Origin of the sequence: Planomonospora corallina (genome assembly GCF_042650625.1) — a bacterium.
Classification (GTDB): Bacteria; Actinomycetota; Actinomycetes; order Streptosporangiales; family Streptosporangiaceae; genus Planomonospora_B; species Planomonospora_B corallina.
This window is the reverse complement of record NZ_JBHSBM010000042.1, coordinates 12,795-28,232: the sequence shown is the minus strand read 5'-3', so window position 1 is coordinate 28,232 and position 15,438 is coordinate 12,795. Positions and strand designations below refer to the sequence as shown.

Here is a 15,438-nt window from a genome sequence, read left to right as displayed (position 1 = left end):
GGCACTCCCCACCTCGCCGGTCCCCGGCCCCGATCCGTGAGCCGCGACGGGAGCACCGAGCCCGGCGCCCCTCCCGGAGCGAACCCCTCCCGCGCAGCCCGCGAGTCCCCGCACGGCCCACGAGCGGAACCCTCGGGTACGATCCACGGCCGCACCGCCGCCACCACGGAAGAAGGCCCCATGCAGCACATCGGGTTCGGCGCATCACCGGAACTCCCGCCGGCCAACGGCTACAGCCACGTCGCAAGTGTCCCGCCGGGCAGCCGGCTCGTCTGGACCTCCGGGCAGGTCCCGATCGACGCGGACGGCACACCCGCCCCCGCGGGCGACTGGGAGGCCCAGACCCGCCTGGCCATGCGGAACGTCGGCACCGCGCTCGAAGCGGCCGGCGCCACCTGGGGCGACGTCTTCAAGCTCACGATCTACGTCGTGGACACCTCGGCGCTGCCCGTCGTGCGGGCCGTACGCGACGAGTTCGTCGACACGGAGCGGCCCCCGACCAGCTCGCTCGTCCAGGTCGCCGGCCTGTTCCGGCCCGACATCCTGATCGAGGTCGAGGCGGTCGCCGCCGTCCCCGCCTGAACCGGGGACGACCGGGACCCGCCCGGCCGAGCCCGCCATCGCCGTGCCGGACCGGGACCCGCCCGGCACGGACGCAGGCCCCCGCCGCCACGAGCCACCCGATCATTCGGCGTGTGCCGCACGGCGCATCCATCGACGCGGCTCATGGTCGGCCGCCGGTTCCCGCTCTCACACCGAAAGGATTGTCGACGGCGTACCGCCAGCGCCCATCGTGCCCACGCCGGGCGACATCGGTGGCGGTGCCCTCGATGTGCACGGGGAGGCCGTTCCGATCCGTGCCGTCGATGACCCAGTCGACGATCAGCAAGGCGATGTCGCCCGCCGTGTAGACGTGTCGCGGCCGGACGGTGATCGGCAGCCCGAGACCCAGGAACCGCTCGTTGGCGGCACGGGCCTCCTGCCCGGTCAGCGGTGAGCCCGGCTCCGGGACGAACACCGCCCCGCTCTCGTAGACTTCCGCCACCGCCTCCGCGTCACCGGTGTTGAACCGCTCGGCGAACACCGCGGGCACGTCCTCGGGACGTTCGGCAAGCTGCCGCATCATCGATGTGCACCCTCTCAGCGGATAGAAAACAGTCAGACGCGGCAACGCTAGGAGGCGCCCTCGTGACTCACCAAACGGTTGGTCACCCAGCCCGTCCGGGCCTGCCCGACGACCCTCGCGCGAACGTCACCGAACCCACCCCCTCCTGCCCGGTGGAGATCGCCCTCTCGGCCCTGCACGGCCGTTGGACGACCCTGGTGATCCGCGAATTCCTGCAGGGCGACCGCACTTTCACCGAGCTCCGCCATGCCCTGCCCGCGCTGTCGGACAAGGTCCTGTCCGATCGGCTGGCGCACCTGACGGAAGCCGGTGTACTCGATCGCCATCGCCATCGCCATCGCCAGCCCGGCTGGCCGCCCCGGGTCCGCTACACGCTCACCGCACACGGGCGCCGCCTCGGCCCCGTCCTGCAGGCCCTGTGGGACTGGGGCGCGCAGCACCGGCCGCCCCCTCCGGCCGGAACCCGCTAGCCGCCCCCTCGACGAGCGCACTCAGGAACGGCGGTCGACGACGACCGTCGTATCCGGATCCTCCGGCCTGTCGCAGACGTGGCGGACGCAGCCGAACGCCCGGCGAACGTCCGGGCGAGCTCTTCGGCCTGGCCGGGGGTCGGGTGGAAGCGGTGCTCGCAGGCCCGCTTCACGAGCCGTGCCATGCCTCACATCGCACCAAGCGATCAGCCGAGAACCGTTCGGTCGTCCGATACGGAGGTCCGCTCGGCGGCGAAACGCCTGTCCCCGCCCTACTCCGCGGGGGTCCGACTCCTCGCACGTCTGAAGGCGGGCGTTCCCCCGGAGGTATCCGAGGAAAATCATCCCGCGCGCATCCCACGGCGGGCGACCCGCGGCACATGGCCTGAAGATCGGAACACAAGGCCGCGGAGATCTATGCTCAGCCTCCTCATTGTGTCAGCGTATGGACCGGACGAACTCCTTGATCGAGGAAAACGCACGGGAGGCACGTGAGGAATGATCCGAATAAACGGGCTGACGAAACGTTTCGGTGACAGGACAGCGGTGGACGGTCTGACGTTCACCGTCGAACCCGGAAAGGTCACTGGTTTTCTCGGCCCGAACGGGGCGGGCAAGTCGACGACCATGAGAATGATCCTCGGCCTCGACAGACCGGACGCCGGCGGCGTGACGGTCAACGGCCACGACTACGTGGGCATGGCCAGGCCCATGCGGGAGGTGGGCGCCCTGCTGGACGCCCGTGCACTGCACGGCAGGCGTACGGCCCGCGACCACCTGCTCTGCATCGCCCAGACCAACGGCATTCCGGGTGAACGGGTGGACGAGGTGCTGGAACTGGTCGGACTGGAATCGGTCGCCCGTAAACGGGCCGGCGGTTTCTCCCTGGGGATGAGCCAGCGGCTCGGGATCGCGGTGGCGCTCCTCGGCGACCCGAAGGTGTTGCTGTTCGACGAGCCGGTCAACGGCCTGGATCCCGAAGGCATCAAGTGGATCCGCGAGCTGATGCGCGGACTGGCCGGAGAGGGCCGCACCGTCCTGGTCTCCAGCCACCTGATGAGCGAGATGGCGCAGACCGCCGACCACCTCGTCATCATCGGCAGGGGGAGACTCATCGCGGACATCGGGATCGGCGAGTTCGTCCGGCAGGGCTCCAACGTGCTGGTGCGGGCGGACGACCGGGACCGGCTCGTTCCCCTCCTGGTGGAAGCGGGCGGTTCCGTCAAACAGGGCACCGACGGCTCCTTCGTCGTCACCGGCCTGGAGGCCCGGCAGATCGGCAAGGCCGCACTGGCCGCCGGGATCGTGGTGACGGAGTTGACACCACAGCGCTCACTGGAGCAGGCCTACATGGATCTGACCCGTGACAGCGTCGAGTTCCAGGCGAGCGCGGCATGAGGGCCCCCATCGCGGACACGATGCGGTCGGAGTGGAGCAAGTTCCGCTCCATCCCCTCCAACATCCCCATCCTGCTGGCGACCGTCACCGTCATGGTGGGCGCGGGCGCCCTCACCGCCAACCGGGCGAGCGAGGGCTACCGGGCGGCGGGATCCGCGTTCGACCCGACCTACGTCAGCATGTACGGCGGGTTCCTGTTCGCCCAGATCAGCGTGGGCGCACTGGGCGTGCTGGTGGTGACCTCCGAGTACGCCACCGGGACGATCCGCACGAGCCTCACCGTGGTCCCGCGGCGCGGACGGTTGCTGGCCGCCAAGATCTGGACGTTCGGCCTGATCGCCCTGGTGATGGGAGAGATCGCGGCTTTCGGCTCGTTCCTCCTCGGCCAGACCCTGATCGGCGCCGCCGGCGCCCCCTCCGCGGCGCTCGGCCAGCCCGACGTCCTGCGCGCCGTCGTCGGCATGGGGCTCGTCTGGGCGCTGGTGGGCCTGGTCGGCGTGGCGCTCGGCTGCCTGCTGCGGAACACGATGGCCGCAACGACCGTGGTGACGGTCGTCAACTTCATCATTCCGATCATCGGACCCAGGCTCATGCCGGAAGCCGTCGGGGAGTGGGTGTCCGTCTACTGGCCGATCTCGGCCGGACTCCGGATCACCACCACCGTCCATGACGCGGAACGGCTCGCTCCGTGGACGGGGTTCGGCCTGATGGCCGCCTTCACCGCCGTTCTGCTGATGACGGCCTTCGCGGTGTTCCGCTCGCGGGACGCCTGACAGCGGCAACCCGCGGATGCTCGTCGAGCGGACCGGGCCCGGCTCCGAGGACACCGGAAACAGGGAGGACCGACGGGGCGCGAGGCCCGGCGTACGGCCAAGGGCCCCCGGAACAGCAAAAGAGGCCCCGTAGGGCCTCTCAGCTGTCGCTAAGGCTGGTGGCAGGTGATGGGTTCGAACCATCGTAGGCTGAGCCGACGGTTTTACAGGGCGTGACCGTTCCCGACGGTTCACCGTGCCCCACCTGCGGCGGGGCTCTCCTCCGCGCCAGCAACGACCTTGACCATTGCACGCATATTGCACGCCTCCCGTCGCCCTGAACGGCGGCCAGCCACTTCTCCGGTGGGCCGGGGCTGAGGAACGAAGCGCCGGCCCGTCGATCGCCCCCGACCACTGATGAAGGCTAGCCATCGCAGGGCGATCGTGAGGGCGGCACCACTCCGCTAGCGGTTTTCAAGAGGGCTGGGTTCCATACAGCGATAGGGCCCCTCACCAGGGCAGAAACACCCTTCCCACCCTTGGGCACAGGAGATCGTCCCGCATATATCCCGCAAGGTGAACACGACACGATCGGCCTTGGGCCGTTCCGGATGCTCACGACCGACCAGAGAATGTGTGCGGTCTACCCTGAACAGCTATATATTGCAACCCTGCCACCCTCGACGGGTCGAGGCCCTGGATAGATTAGTCGACGGAGTGGAAAACCCAGAAAATGAGCAGCGCCATCAGAATCACGCTGGCGATAAAGATTCCCAAGATGATCCCAAAGAATCTGCCACCAGATCCTTGAAACCTCAGGAAGGCTCCGACGAGAGCCCCGAGTGAAGGCAGCCCGACTAGGATCAGTGCCGGAATAAACGCCGGAGTAATCGGTTGCCGCAGCCCGGACTCACTTACCTCGACCACGATGTGGATCGGCATGACCATAAGGATTGAGCTGAACAAGGTAAGGACGAAGGCCAAAGGCTTGTAGTTTTGCTCGTTCGGATTCGAGGAGTCGATAGTCATAGTGACTGGATGCTGGCATTGCTGTGGTACAGCGTCAAGATTGGCAGCTGTTGGAGGTGAATCGAGCGATAGGAGCAAGTCTGCGCTGTCAGCTTGGGAAGTGCATCGATCACGCCTCGTAGAGCGGCTGAGCTGGGCGTCCAGCCGATCATGAGTGACCGTGGTTGACCCCTCGTCACCCTGTCTAATGACCCGCCAATGGCCCGAGGATCATGCGGGTTGTTCCTGATCGGGCCAGGGCGTGGGCTCGTCGGCGGTCACGGAGAACAAGAGCCACTCGACGCCGGGCACAGTGAGATGAGCACGCACCGTCTTGGCGGCGACTCCTTCGAAGTCAAGGCGGTCGCTGAACATGTGGCAGGTGACGGACCACGGGCCGGCGATTTTCTGGGCGGCGAGCATCGTGCGGAACACGGCTTCCTGCGGTTCCTGCACCCCGAGTGGAGAGGTCAGTTGCACCTCGGCCAGCTCGGGCATCTTCCAGTACCGCTGATAGGACAGGAGAGTGAAGGGCTCTCCCAGGGCCGCGCCCATCCTGGCGATCACCCGTTCGGCGCCGGCCTGCTTGTTCACCCGCAGGTAGCCTCTCCAGTTGATCACCTCGAACATGGCGTCATCGTGACACAGCGGGGAGAAGTGACGCACCTGCGTACACCCCGCCCGCCTGCTCATCCCGTCCGCCGTCGACCCGCCCGCAGGGGAAGCGGAGCAGGGCCAGGCGGTCAAGGTGGAGCGCCCCGCGGACGAACGACCTTGACCGCCTGGCCCTGCTCCGCTCGGCTTGTCCCGGGTCGACGGCAGGCGGGATGAGCAGGCCCCTACCCCAGCCACAGAGAGGCCGACGCGAGGAGCACGCCCTCGATGATCATCCCGGAGCCGGAGCGCTCCTGCCGGAGGCACCTTGAGGCCGTGGGCGGTCCACGGACAGGATGAGCGGGTGCAGAGAGAAGACCTTCTTGTCCGGACGCTGGCTGAGCTGGTTGTAGACCTTGCCTGGTTCTTCGAGTCGTGCGACGGCTCCGTCCTTGACCTCGATGATGCGGTTGAGCAGCAGGAGTGGATCGGTCACAAGCTCGCCGGCTTGCCGGGTGAGGACAGGCGGAGACTGGCCGAGCTGGTCCGTGAGAGGGCCAGGACTGAGACCGACCCTGCGTTCCGCGAGTTCCTGGAGGTGTTTCCGGAGGCATTGGAGTTGGAGGACGAGGGCGACTGATCGATGGTGCGGGGGCGCGGCGCTGGGATTGGCGCGTTCGTTGGGTACGGCGGGTGCGCGGTGCGGCGACGGCCCGGGGCGCCGCCGGCCGGGACCGGCGCCCACGCCGCACGCCCGGACGGCGGGCGGCAGAGGGCCGGGGTACGGCGGCGCGGCGCGCCGCCGCTTGATACCTACAAGAACAATTCGGCAGTGATCCATGAGGGCGCGGATCGCCGTGTGGTGACCGGTGGTAGAACGCTCGGTGTGGAGGATCGACAGGATCGGTTGCGGGAGCTGGGCGAGCTGCTTCGGCGGTTGCGCAAGGATGCCGGGCTGACGGGCAAGGAGCTGGCGCTACGGGTCGGAGTGAGTCAGCCGGCGATCTCCCAGATCGAGACCGGCAAGCTCCTGCCCGTACCGGAGACGGTGGAGCGGCTCGTTGCAGCGCTCGGCCTGGACGCGGCAGGCCGCGGGGAGTTGGACGCGCTGCTTCTCCGGTTGCGGGATGAGGTCTCCCGGCTCAAGGACGGGCTTGCCGGTCGGGAGGCGGCGAACGCGACGCGGGTCCGTTCGGCCCGGTGGATGGCGGTGTTCTCTTCGGCAATGGTCCCGCCGCTGTTGCAGACGGCCGAATACGCGCGGCTGGCGCTGGCGATCGGCCGGAACGTGAGCGACGATGACGCGGCCAAGGCTGCGGCCGTACGCATCGAGGCACAGTCGCTACTCCTCCAGGAGGGCCGGAAGTTCGCCTTCGTACTCACCGAGGGGGCCGTCCGTACCTGGCCGGGGCCTCCGTCATTGATGGCTGCGCAGCTGGATCGGCTCGCTCAGGTCGCGGGGTTGCCGCATGTCCGGCTCGGCGTGGTGCCCTGGTCGGCGCGGGTGCCGGCCTTTCCGCTGCACGGGTTCACGATCTACGACGGATCGGTGAGCGTGATGGAGAGCCTGACCGGTGATCTCACGCTGACGGAGCCGGGCGAGCTGGACGCTCACGAGGAGGCGTTCGAGGCGTTCGCGGGTGCCGCGCTGTACGGCGATGAGCTGCGAGATCTGCTGGAGCGGATCAAAGCGGACTACCGGATGCTCGCGACCGACCCGGATTAGTCACTTATTTATAAGTCGAATCTCTTGAACGTCGTCTAGGTTCGCTCATACGCTGCTCACATGGATGTATAGCCCCCTAGACAACGGAGTGCTCCCATGTCCGGCTGGCGATTGTCCCGTCACTTCCTCGGCTCCACCGCCTCGGTACGCGAGGCCAGGCGCTTCGTGACCACGTTCCTGTCCGGCTGGCCCGTCGCCGAGACGGCCGAACTGATCGTGAGCGAGCTGGCGACCAACGCCGTACGGCACTCGGCCAGCGGTCGCTTCGGTGGCCGGTTCCTGGTGACCCTCCAGGCCGGGCAGGACCGGCTCTGGCTCGGCGTGCTCGACGAGGGCGGCCCCTCCTCCCCCGTCCTTCGCCCGGACGGTCCCGACGACGAGGGCGGCCGGGGCCTGCTGCTCGTCTCCGTGCTCGCCGACTCCTGGGGAGTCCACGGCGACGAGCACGGCCGTACCGTCTGGGCGGTGCTCCACACCGAGACCGCCGCGGCCCTACGGGTGGCGTCATGCCGGTGACGCGCTGCCTGAGCCCGCACGTCCCCCTTCCGCAGTCGCGATGTGAGCGCCTGGACTGGTACGGCCCCAGGCTCGGGGAACGAGTGCGGGTGATCGCCTGGACCTGCACGTGCCTGGCCACGGTCTACGAGCTGTGCGAGGCCGGCGGACAGGGCTTCATCCGCCGGACCGTCCGGTTCGACGGCCGGCGCGAGATCCGAGAGAGCCCGCGATGGCGCACGGCGACGGCACGAGTGATGTGGACGGCGTTGCTGTCCGGTCTGGTCCGGTGAGCGGTGAGCCCGCGCGGTGTCCCGAACCGGCGCTCAGCGATCCGGGCAGTGGACCCCAGAACCGGCAAACGACTGAGAAGCATACTGTCAAGGGGGATAGACGGCATTTCGTCCAGGGGTCTAGACTCGATCGAGCACCACCGAAAGGGAACCGCCGTGCCATCGAGCGACCTCGACCGCATCGCCGCGATCGACGATCCGTATCTGCTGCTGCGGGCCGCGACCGAACGTCTCAACGCCGCACAGCAGGAGGTCACCGAACTGGCCCGGCTGCGCCGCCGCGTCATCCAGGAACTGCACGCCCAGGGCCTGTCATACGCTCAGATCGCTGAAAAGGCCGGCCTGTCTCGTGGGCGCATCCACCAGATCCGCCACACCGGCCCGGCCCCGGAAGGGGCGTTCCTCGGCGCCGGAACCGTCACCGTCGTGACGCCGCTGCGGCACGATCCGGCGGCGAACCGTTCCGTCGTCGCCTTGGACGACATGCGGGCGGGCAAGCGCCTGGAAGACCTCGCCCGGACCTTCGGACTGACCGTCGGCAGCGACAACGTCACCGTTGACGGCCGGATCGACCTCAACCGGCCCGGCCTGCTCGTCATCTGCGGCCCCCGCATGTCGGAGGCGATGCGCACCGCCTACGAGACCGATCCGGTCATCCGCTGGGAGCGCGACGAGATCGGCTGGCTCCTGCGCGACACCCGTACCGGTCAGGTGTTCCGCTCCGGCACGCAGACCGAACCGCACCAGCCGACCGACTCGGCGTATCTGGGACGGCTGCCGCGCCCCGACGGCAAGGGCTTCTTCCTGGCCATCGCCGGCATCCACCCGAACGGCTCCCTGGGCGTCATCCACTTCATCGCAAGCGAGATCGCCACGCTGTGGGGGCAGGTCGGCGACCGTCGGTTCTCCTGCGTGGTCGGTGTCACCTATGACCCCGAGACCGGCGAACCCGTCCGCGCGGAACTGGCCAGTCCGCTGTATCGCCACGAGGAGGGCTGAAGGCGCGTGCGGGTCACCTTCGCCACCGAACCGGCCCGCCCCGACCGGCCGAATGAGGACTTCGTCGGCGCGACGCCGGACGCGGTGGTCCTCCTCGACGGCGCCGGGGAGCCTGCCGGACTGGAGTCGGGCTGCTCCCACAGCGTGGCGTGGTATTCCCGCACCCTCGGCTCTGCTCTGCTCGCCGAACTCACACAGAGTTCCGCTCCCCTCACCGAGGTCTTGGCCGCAGGCATCAAGCAGGTCGCCTCCCTGCACGAGGGCACCTGCAACCTGCTGCACGCCGGGTCCCCCTCGGCCACGGTCGTGATGCTGCGCCGTACCTCCGAGGCGCTGGAGTGGCTGGTGCTGGCGGACTCGGTGCTCGTGCTGGATGTCGGTACGGCCGAGCCGATGGTGATCTGCGACGACCGGTTGGATCGGGTGGCCGCTCCCCACCGGGCCCGACTGGAGGGCCTGCCGTACGGGAGCCCGGAGTACCTCCAGGCCCGGCGCGAGTACATCACGACCCTGCGCGCCTACCGCAACCGCGACGGCGGGTTCTGGGTGGCGGCCGTCGATCCTCTGGCCGGCGAGCACGCTCTCACCGGCTCGGTACCGGTCGACACTGTGCGAGCGGTGGCGGTGCTGAGCGACGGGGCCTCCCGTCTGGTCGACCGGTTCGGCCGGTCTACCTGGCGGCAGCTCCTCGACGTCCTGGAGCAGGGCGGCGCGGCCGAACTGATCCGCCGGACCCGTACGGCCGAGCGCTCCGACCCCCAGGGCGAGCGCTGGCCCCGCGGCAAGATTTTCGACGACGCCACGGCGGTCTACTGCACCTTGTCCTCAACAGCGTGACCTCGGACGCTCTTTCGCGTAGCTCGATGCGCTGAAGGCGAGCCGTCTGCGGTTCGAGCGACACGACGCAAGAGTTTCGTTCACCCCCCTAGACAGTTGGGGAGAGCGCCTTTATCTTCGATGCATACCCCCCTAGACAGTCTTCGGGGCGGAACGGCCGCCACTGTCTAGGGGGGTGAACAGGAGCGAGAAAACATGGCACTGCAAGGACCCATCCCTGTCAGCTTCGAGCAGGTCTTCCCGCACGGCTGCTACATCGTCGGCGCGGTCGAGCAGGTCAAGGACTTCGACGCCTCCACAGGCGGCCGGACCGTCTACGCCAAGGACAAGACCACCGGCGAACTGGTCTGGCAGGTCGCGGTGATGGACGCCGACCCGGCGGTGAAGGCCGGCCAGAAGACGGTCTCGGTCAAGATCCTGTCGCCGGTCGAGCCGGTCGTCCCGCCCGCGCTGCCGGGCCTGCCGTTCGTGCCGGTCGAGTTCGACGGCATGACCGTCACGCCGTACGTCAACCAGTCCACCGGCCGCCTGGCCTACTCCATCCGCGCCACGTCCATGCGCCCGCCTCGCGCGGCCGGGGCTGCGGTCAAGGCGGCGACCAGCAAGGACACTGCGGCCTGACATGCGAGCGGGGCCGCTGGAAGCGGCAACTTCCGGCGGCCCCTCGATTCTCCCGACTGCGAATCAAGAGAGGACTGAAGTCTAATGTTCAAGAAACTGCCCGGCGACGAGACCCAGAGTCTCGTCTCCACCACTCCCGATACCGCCGTCGTCTTCCGCCCCGCCGTGGTGCGCACCCCGGCGTTCGTCACGCTCGTCATCTTCGCCGCCCGCCTGGTCGCCGGCCTGGTGCGGCTGGTCTGGCGGCACCCGATCGCCTCGGCCGTCGTCGCCGCCCCGTGTGCGGTGGCCTGGTGGTACGGCTGGCGGGCGGGCCTGGTCCTGGTCGCAGTCGCTGTGACCGTGCTCGCGTTGTGGTGCTCGCTGCACCGGCCATCGTTCCTTCGGTGGGCAGGCTGGCGGCTGCTGGCCTTCTGGCGCTTCCTGTGGGTCTACCGGCGGCACTGGCAGGCCGTGATGGTCGTCTCCGGGCTGGGGCGGCACCTGCGCGGCCGGGACTACCTCCCCCACCTGGTGCGGGTGCGCTGCACCTCCTGGGCCGACGTCGTGACGGTCAAGATGCTGCACGGGCAGGCGGTCAAGGACTGGGCCGATCGGCTCGACCATCTGGCGCACGGCTTCGGCGCCCGCTCCTGCCGCGTCTCCATCGCGCGGGCGGGCCGGTTGCATCTGGTCTTCCCGCGCCATGACCCCTTGGCGGTGCCCCTGCCCGCGATGCCGATTCCGGAGCAGGCATCGGTGGGACCTGTGTGCATCGGCACCCGCGAGGACGGGGCTCCCTGGCTGCTCAACGTGCACGGCACGCATGTCCTGGTGGCCGGCGCGACCGGGGCAGGCAAGGGCTCGGTCATCTGGTCGACCATCCGCGGCCTGCTCCCCGCCGTGCGGGCGGACCTGGTCGAGATATGGGCGCTGGACCCCAAGCGGATGGAGCTGTCCTTCGGACGCGCCCTGTTCGGCGACCGCTACGCCGCGACCCCGGCCGAGTGCGCCGACCTGCTGGAAGCCGCCGTGGCGGTGATGCAGGAGCGGGCCGACCGGTTCGCCGGCCTCCAGCGCTCCCACACCCCCACACCAGAGGATCCGTTCGTCCTGGTGGTGGTCGATGAGGTGGCGTTCCTGACCGCCTACCAGTCCGACAAGAGCCTCAAGCTCCGCATCACCGCAGCTCTGGCGACGCTCACGACCCAGGGTCGGGCGGTCGGGGTCGGCGTCCTGGCCGCGCTCCAGGACCCGCGAAAAGACGTGCTGAACATCCGCAACCTGTTCCCCGACAAGATCGCGCTCCGGTTGGACGAGTCGGAGCAGGTGGACATGGTGCTCGGTGACGGCGCCCGCGACCGGGGCGCGCTGGCCGACCACATCTCACCCGTCCCCCAGCAAGGCGCGGGCGTCGGCTACGTCCGCCTGGAAGCCTCACCGGAACCGATCCGGGTCCGCGCGGCCTACGTCTCCGACGCCGACATCCGCGCGATGGCCGAGGCGGTGGCGGCGTGAGGGTCTGCTTCTACGGCACCGACGAGGAGATCACCCGCATCTGCGAGCGGCCCGTGCTGGCGCTGTTCGGGCCGCACCGGACGCAGCGGGTGGTGGCCTTCGAACTGTCCGACATCCGCGTGACCGCCGACCCGTACAGGGCCGTCTACCGGCTGGCGGCGGACCTGGCCGAGATCCACCGAGAGGAGGTGACCCCATGAACACCCCGGCCGAACCCGTGAACATCTCGACCGATCGGAGCCTGACGCGGGCGCAGCGGCAGAAGATGCCGGTCGCCCTCGATGTCGCGGTGGAGATCGCCAAGGCCAACGGCGTGTGTATCCGGCCGATCGTGCTGCGGCGCCTCGATGTCCGCACCGGCCGAAGCGAGGACGTCAACGTCCCCTGCGGGGCCACGCAGGAGGCCAAGTGCCCGCCGTGCGCCAAACGGAACCGCTACCTGCGCATGGCCCAGTGCCGGGAGGGCTGGCATCTGGAAGCCGAGCCCGTCGCCGAACCGGACGAGGCGGACGAACAGCAGCGGTGGCTGATCGAGTTCCGGGCCGACGTGCAGGCTCAGCGGGACGCGGCCGAACGGGACGGCGATACCGCCGAGATCGCCAGTTGGGATGAGGCGATCGCCGAGATCGACGCCGAGATCACCGCGGCCGGGATGCGCGGCAATCTGTCCGGTCGGGAGGTCTCCCGGCGCTCGCGCTCGACCCGGCGGCGGCAGGACGCCCCGGACCTGCCAAAGCGGGCCATGAGCCCGACCACGCTCGGGCGGGCCTTCACCGGCACCGATGGCGCGGTCTACCGGCCGTCGATGTTCATCACGCTCACCTTGCCCTCCTACGGCAGGATCCGGGCCGGGCAGGGCGTTCCCGTCGATCCCGCGAGCTACGACTACCAGCGGGCCGCGCGGGACGCGCTGCACTTCTCCAAGCTGGTGGACCGGTTCGTGCAGAACCTGCGGCGGGTGGCGGGCTATGACGTGCAGTACTTCGCCACGGTGGAGCCTCAGAAGCGCCTCGCGCCGCACCTGCACATGGCCATCCGGGGCACCCTGCCCCGCGCGGAGATCAAGGCCATCGCGGCGGCGACGTATCACCAGGTGTGGTGGCCGGCGGCCGACGAGGTCCGCTTCGCGGGCGATCACCTGCCGGTGTGGACTCCGCGGGCCGAACTTCCCGATGGGGCGGCCTACCCGGACGGCCAGGACGGCGACTACCTCGACCCCGAAACCGGGGAAGTGCTTCCCACTTGGGATGAGGCGCTCGACCAACTCGACCAGGACGACGAGGCCGAACCCCTGCACGTGATCCGCTTCGGCGACCAGGTCGACGTTCAGGGCGTGCTCGCGGGCACTCCGGATGCCGACCAGTGCATCCGCTATCTGTCCAAGTACCTGACCAAGTCCCTCGGCGAGAGCCTGGATGCCGATGACGCGGCCCGGCGGGATCACGCGGCCCGGCTGGTCGAGGCCCTGCGCTACGAACCGTGCTCGCCGGTCTGCCCGAACTGGCTGCGCTACGGCGTGCAGCCCAAGGGCGCCAAAGCCGGGATGGCTCCGGGCCGGTGCCGGGGCAAGGCCCACAAGCCCGAACACCTCGGCTATGCGGGCCGGCGGGTCCTGGTCTCCCGGAAGTGGTCGAACAAGACCCTCGCCGAACACCGCCGTGACCGCCGTACCTGGGTCCTGGAGGCCCTCGGCCTGGCCGATGAACCGGTCGACCCGCACCGCTACGTCTGGAAGCCCGTCCCGGCCGGGGACGGCACCGTTCCTTCCCTCGCTCTGCGGCTGCTGCGCATGGTCGCCGACCGCCAGCGTTGGCGGGCAACCCTCCTCGCCCGGCAAGCCGAAGCCACCGGTCAAGATCCTTCGGCAATCGAGACCATCGGGAGGGCGGCATGAGCAAGCGTGACGAGCTGATGACCGTCCCGGAGATCTTGGCCGAACTCGGGGGCGTCTCCCGCCGCACCTTCTACCGCTGGCGCGAACTCGGCCACGCTCCTCGGGGCTTCAAGCTCCCGAACGGCGAGATCCGCATCTACCGCAGCGAATTCCTCGCCTGGCTTGAGTCCCTCCGGGAGGCGGCGTGAACACCTCATACGACGTGAAGTTCTGGGAAATCCGCCGGAACGAGACGAGCAAGACGCCTTCCTACGTGGTCCGCTGGAAGGTGGGAGGCCGGCAGAAGTCCAAGACCCTGCGGACCAAGGCCCTCGCCGAGAGCTTCCTGTCGGACCTGCGGCAGGCCGCGAAGCGCGGTGAGGCGTTCGACGTGGAGACCGGGTTCCCGCTCTCCATGCTCCAGGCCAAGAGCGCCCGGACGGTCTTCGAGTTCGTACGGGCCTACATCGAGATGAAGTGGCCGCACGCGGCGGCCAAGAGCCGGGACAGCATCTCCGACGCGCTTTCGACGGTACTTCCCGCGCTCACCAAGGACCGGCCGGGCCGCCCCGACGCCGGGGCTCTCCGGACCGCGCTGCGTAAGTACGCCCTGTTGCCTGCGGGCAAGCGGCCCAATGCTCCGCATGAGATGGCCCAGGCCATCCGCTGGCTTGATGGCGCCTCGCTGGACCTGGCCGACCTCGGCGAGACGCGAACCGTACGGCTGGCACTCGACGCGCTCGCGCTCCGGCTCGACGGTACGGCGTCGGCCCCGAACACGGTCGCCCGCAAGCGAGCCGTTCTCCATGCGGTCCTCGAATACGCCGTGGAGCTGGGAGAGCTGCCCGCCAATCCGTTGCACAAGGTCAAGTGGAAGCCGCCCAAGACGACCGAGACCGTCGACCCGCGCGTGGCGGTCAATCCCCGGCAGGCTGGGGAGTTGCTCACCGCGGTGACCTACGTGGGTCGGCGGGGCCGTGGCCGGCGGCTCATGGCTCTGTTCGCCTGCATGTACTACGCCGCGCTGCGGCCCGGTGAGGCAGTGGGCCTGCGTCTCCAGGACTGCCACCTTCCCGCCGAAGGGTGGGGACAGATCACGGTCGATGTCTCGCGACCGGAGGTCAACACGCAGTGGACTGACAGCGGAGACGCCCACGAGGAGCGCGGTCTCAAGCACCGGGGCCGTGACGACGTGCGGCCGGTGCCGATCCCTCCCGAACTCGTCAGGATCCTCCGGGAGCACGTCCAGGAGTACGGCGCCGGCGAGGGCGGGCGGATCTTCCGCAGTGAGCGGGGTGGCGTGGTCGCCTCGACGGCCTACACCGAGGTCTGGCAGGAGGCTCGGAAACTGGCTCTCACGCCTGCTCAGGTGGCCTCTCCCCTCGCCCGGCGACCGTACGACCTGCGGCACGCGGCGGTCTCTCTGTGGCTGAATGCGGGCGTTCCGGCTCCCGATGTGGCTGAGCGGGCCGGGCACAGCGTGGACGTCCTCCTTCGCGTCTACGCCAAGTGCATCGACGGGCAGAAGGAGATCGCCAACCGGCGGATCAGTGACGCCCTGGCGGCGTGAGGCACCCGACGTATGATCAGGGCTCCGGGGCACCACCCGGGGCCCTTCGACGTTCAGGGGTGGACTCGCGTTCCTGACCGGCTCCGAAGTCCGGCCCGACCTGGGAGAACACCCTCAAGATCATTGCGCACATATTGCGCGACCACCGACGCACGGCCGCTCAGAGCGGCACACGACTG

The 15,438-nt window shown here is 69.1% G+C and carries 19 protein-coding genes; 16 read left to right on the top strand and 3 right to left on the bottom strand.

Annotated elements, in window-relative coordinates; genetic code table 11:
• Positions 1–180: 180 nt before the first annotated feature.
• Positions 181–582, top strand: coding sequence for a RidA family protein (locus ACFOWE_RS28615; RefSeq protein ID WP_377293262.1), 402 nt, complete (start codon positions 181–183; stop codon positions 580–582).
• A gap of 142 nt (positions 583–724) precedes the next feature.
• Here the strand turns inward: ACFOWE_RS28615 and ACFOWE_RS28610 are convergent, their stop codons facing one another.
• Positions 725–1,126, bottom strand: coding sequence for a YybH family protein (locus ACFOWE_RS28610; protein WP_377293260.1), 402 nt, complete (start codon positions 1,124–1,126; stop codon positions 725–727).
• 152 nt (positions 1,127–1,278) lie between these two features.
• Between ACFOWE_RS28610 and ACFOWE_RS28605 the strand changes: the two genes are divergently transcribed.
• The 3 genes from ACFOWE_RS28605 to ACFOWE_RS28595 all read left to right on the top strand — a co-directional run bounded on the left by ACFOWE_RS28605 (position 1,279) and on the right by ACFOWE_RS28595 (position 3,767).
• Positions 1,279–1,596: a winged helix-turn-helix transcriptional regulator gene (locus ACFOWE_RS28605; RefSeq protein WP_377293258.1), complete on the top strand. Its 318-nt coding sequence runs from the start codon at positions 1,279–1,281 to the stop codon at positions 1,594–1,596.
• 498 nt (positions 1,597–2,094) lie between these two features.
• A complete protein-coding gene (locus ACFOWE_RS28600; protein WP_377293256.1) occupies positions 2,095–2,994 on the top strand; it encodes an ABC transporter ATP-binding protein in 900 nt (299 codons plus the stop codon).
• Positions 2,991–3,767 (top strand): ABC transporter permease, encoded by a 777-nt coding sequence (locus tag ACFOWE_RS28595; RefSeq protein WP_377293254.1) that lies wholly within the window; start codon positions 2,991–2,993, stop codon positions 3,765–3,767. The genes ACFOWE_RS28600 and ACFOWE_RS28595 overlap by 4 nt, the downstream gene beginning before the upstream one ends.
• A 684-nt stretch (positions 3,768–4,451) precedes the next feature.
• Here the strand turns inward: ACFOWE_RS28595 and ACFOWE_RS28590 are convergent.
• Together ACFOWE_RS28590 and ACFOWE_RS28585 are read right to left on the bottom strand one after the other, a co-directional pair.
• The gene (locus ACFOWE_RS28590; RefSeq protein ID WP_377293252.1) at positions 4,452–4,775 is read right to left on the bottom strand and encodes a hypothetical protein; all 324 of its coding nucleotides are present in this window, start codon (positions 4,773–4,775) and stop codon (positions 4,452–4,454) included.
• Positions 4,776–4,985: 210 nt separating this feature from the next.
• Positions 4,986–5,384, bottom strand: a complete 399-nt coding sequence (locus ACFOWE_RS28585) for a hypothetical protein (RefSeq protein ID WP_377293250.1) — start codon at positions 5,382–5,384, stop codon at positions 4,986–4,988.
• A 328-nt stretch (positions 5,385–5,712) separates the two neighbouring features.
• On the opposite strand from ACFOWE_RS28585, the gene ACFOWE_RS28580 reads away from it, so the two are divergent.
• The 12 genes from ACFOWE_RS28580 to ACFOWE_RS28525 all read left to right on the top strand — a co-directional run bounded on the left by ACFOWE_RS28580 (position 5,713) and on the right by ACFOWE_RS28525 (position 15,259).
• Positions 5,713–5,988: a hypothetical protein gene (locus ACFOWE_RS28580; RefSeq protein WP_377293248.1), complete on the top strand. Its 276-nt coding sequence runs from the start codon at positions 5,713–5,715 to the stop codon at positions 5,986–5,988.
• A 192-nt stretch (positions 5,989–6,180) separates the two neighbouring features.
• Positions 6,181–7,074 (top strand): helix-turn-helix domain-containing protein, encoded by an 894-nt coding sequence (locus ACFOWE_RS28575; RefSeq protein WP_377293246.1) that lies wholly within the window; start codon positions 6,181–6,183, stop codon positions 7,072–7,074.
• 96 nt (positions 7,075–7,170) lie between these two features.
• A complete protein-coding gene (locus ACFOWE_RS28570) occupies positions 7,171–7,590 on the top strand; it encodes an ATP-binding protein (RefSeq protein ID WP_377293244.1) in 420 nt (139 codons plus the stop codon).
• Positions 7,581–7,862, top strand: coding sequence for a hypothetical protein (locus ACFOWE_RS28565; protein ID WP_377293242.1), 282 nt, complete (start codon positions 7,581–7,583; stop codon positions 7,860–7,862). Before ACFOWE_RS28570 ends, ACFOWE_RS28565 begins: the two co-directional genes overlap by 10 nt.
• 156 nt (positions 7,863–8,018) lie before the next feature.
• Entirely contained in the window at positions 8,019–8,861 is an 843-nt protein-coding gene (locus ACFOWE_RS28560; protein ID WP_377293240.1) for a sigma factor-like helix-turn-helix DNA-binding protein, read from the top strand.
• 6 nt (positions 8,862–8,867) lie between these two features.
• Entirely contained in the window at positions 8,868–9,698 is an 831-nt protein-coding gene (locus ACFOWE_RS28555) for an integrase (RefSeq protein WP_377293238.1), read from the top strand.
• 195 nt (positions 9,699–9,893) lie between these two features.
• Positions 9,894–10,319, top strand: coding sequence for a plasmid replication, integration and excision activator (locus ACFOWE_RS28550; protein WP_377293236.1), 426 nt, complete (start codon positions 9,894–9,896; stop codon positions 10,317–10,319).
• Between the two features lie 84 nt (positions 10,320–10,403).
• Positions 10,404–11,816 (top strand): FtsK/SpoIIIE domain-containing protein, encoded by a 1,413-nt coding sequence (locus ACFOWE_RS28545; protein ID WP_377293234.1) that lies wholly within the window; start codon positions 10,404–10,406, stop codon positions 11,814–11,816.
• Entirely contained in the window at positions 11,813–12,016 is a 204-nt protein-coding gene (locus ACFOWE_RS28540; protein ID WP_377293232.1) for a hypothetical protein, read from the top strand. The genes ACFOWE_RS28545 and ACFOWE_RS28540 overlap by 4 nt, the downstream gene beginning before the upstream one ends.
• Positions 12,013–13,710, top strand: coding sequence for a replication initiator (locus ACFOWE_RS28535; RefSeq protein WP_377293230.1), 1,698 nt, complete (start codon positions 12,013–12,015; stop codon positions 13,708–13,710). The genes ACFOWE_RS28540 and ACFOWE_RS28535 overlap by 4 nt, the downstream gene beginning before the upstream one ends.
• Positions 13,707–13,898, top strand: a complete 192-nt coding sequence (locus tag ACFOWE_RS28530) for a helix-turn-helix transcriptional regulator (protein WP_344861223.1) — start codon at positions 13,707–13,709, stop codon at positions 13,896–13,898. Before ACFOWE_RS28535 ends, ACFOWE_RS28530 begins: the two co-directional genes overlap by 4 nt.
• Entirely contained in the window at positions 13,895–15,259 is a 1,365-nt protein-coding gene (locus ACFOWE_RS28525) for a tyrosine-type recombinase/integrase (RefSeq protein WP_377293228.1), read from the top strand. The genes ACFOWE_RS28530 and ACFOWE_RS28525 overlap by 4 nt, the downstream gene beginning before the upstream one ends.
• Positions 15,260–15,438: the final 179 nt, after the last annotated feature.

Coding starts and splice junctions, on each gene's coding strand:
- ACFOWE_RS28615 (WP_377293262.1), top strand. CDS start 181: ATGCAGCACATCGGGTTCGGCGCATCACCGGAACTCCCGCCGGCCAAC.
- ACFOWE_RS28610 (WP_377293260.1), bottom strand. CDS start 1,126: ATGATGCGGCAGCTTGCCGAACGTCCCGAGGACGTGCCCGCGGTGTTC.
- ACFOWE_RS28600 (WP_377293256.1), top strand. CDS start 2,095: ATGATCCGAATAAACGGGCTGACGAAACGTTTCGGTGACAGGACAGCG.
- ACFOWE_RS28595 (WP_377293254.1), top strand. CDS start 2,991: ATGAGGGCCCCCATCGCGGACACGATGCGGTCGGAGTGGAGCAAGTTC.
- ACFOWE_RS28590 (WP_377293252.1), bottom strand. CDS start 4,775: ATGACTATCGACTCCTCGAATCCGAACGAGCAAAACTACAAGCCTTTG.
- ACFOWE_RS28585 (WP_377293250.1), bottom strand. CDS start 5,384: ATGTTCGAGGTGATCAACTGGAGAGGCTACCTGCGGGTGAACAAGCAG.
- ACFOWE_RS28570 (WP_377293244.1), top strand. CDS start 7,171: ATGTCCGGCTGGCGATTGTCCCGTCACTTCCTCGGCTCCACCGCCTCG.
- ACFOWE_RS28565 (WP_377293242.1), top strand. CDS start 7,581: ATGCCGGTGACGCGCTGCCTGAGCCCGCACGTCCCCCTTCCGCAGTCG.
- ACFOWE_RS28550 (WP_377293236.1), top strand. CDS start 9,894: ATGGCACTGCAAGGACCCATCCCTGTCAGCTTCGAGCAGGTCTTCCCG.
- ACFOWE_RS28545 (WP_377293234.1), top strand. CDS start 10,404: ATGTTCAAGAAACTGCCCGGCGACGAGACCCAGAGTCTCGTCTCCACC.
- ACFOWE_RS28535 (WP_377293230.1), top strand. CDS start 12,013: ATGAACACCCCGGCCGAACCCGTGAACATCTCGACCGATCGGAGCCTG.
- ACFOWE_RS28530 (WP_344861223.1), top strand. CDS start 13,707: ATGAGCAAGCGTGACGAGCTGATGACCGTCCCGGAGATCTTGGCCGAA.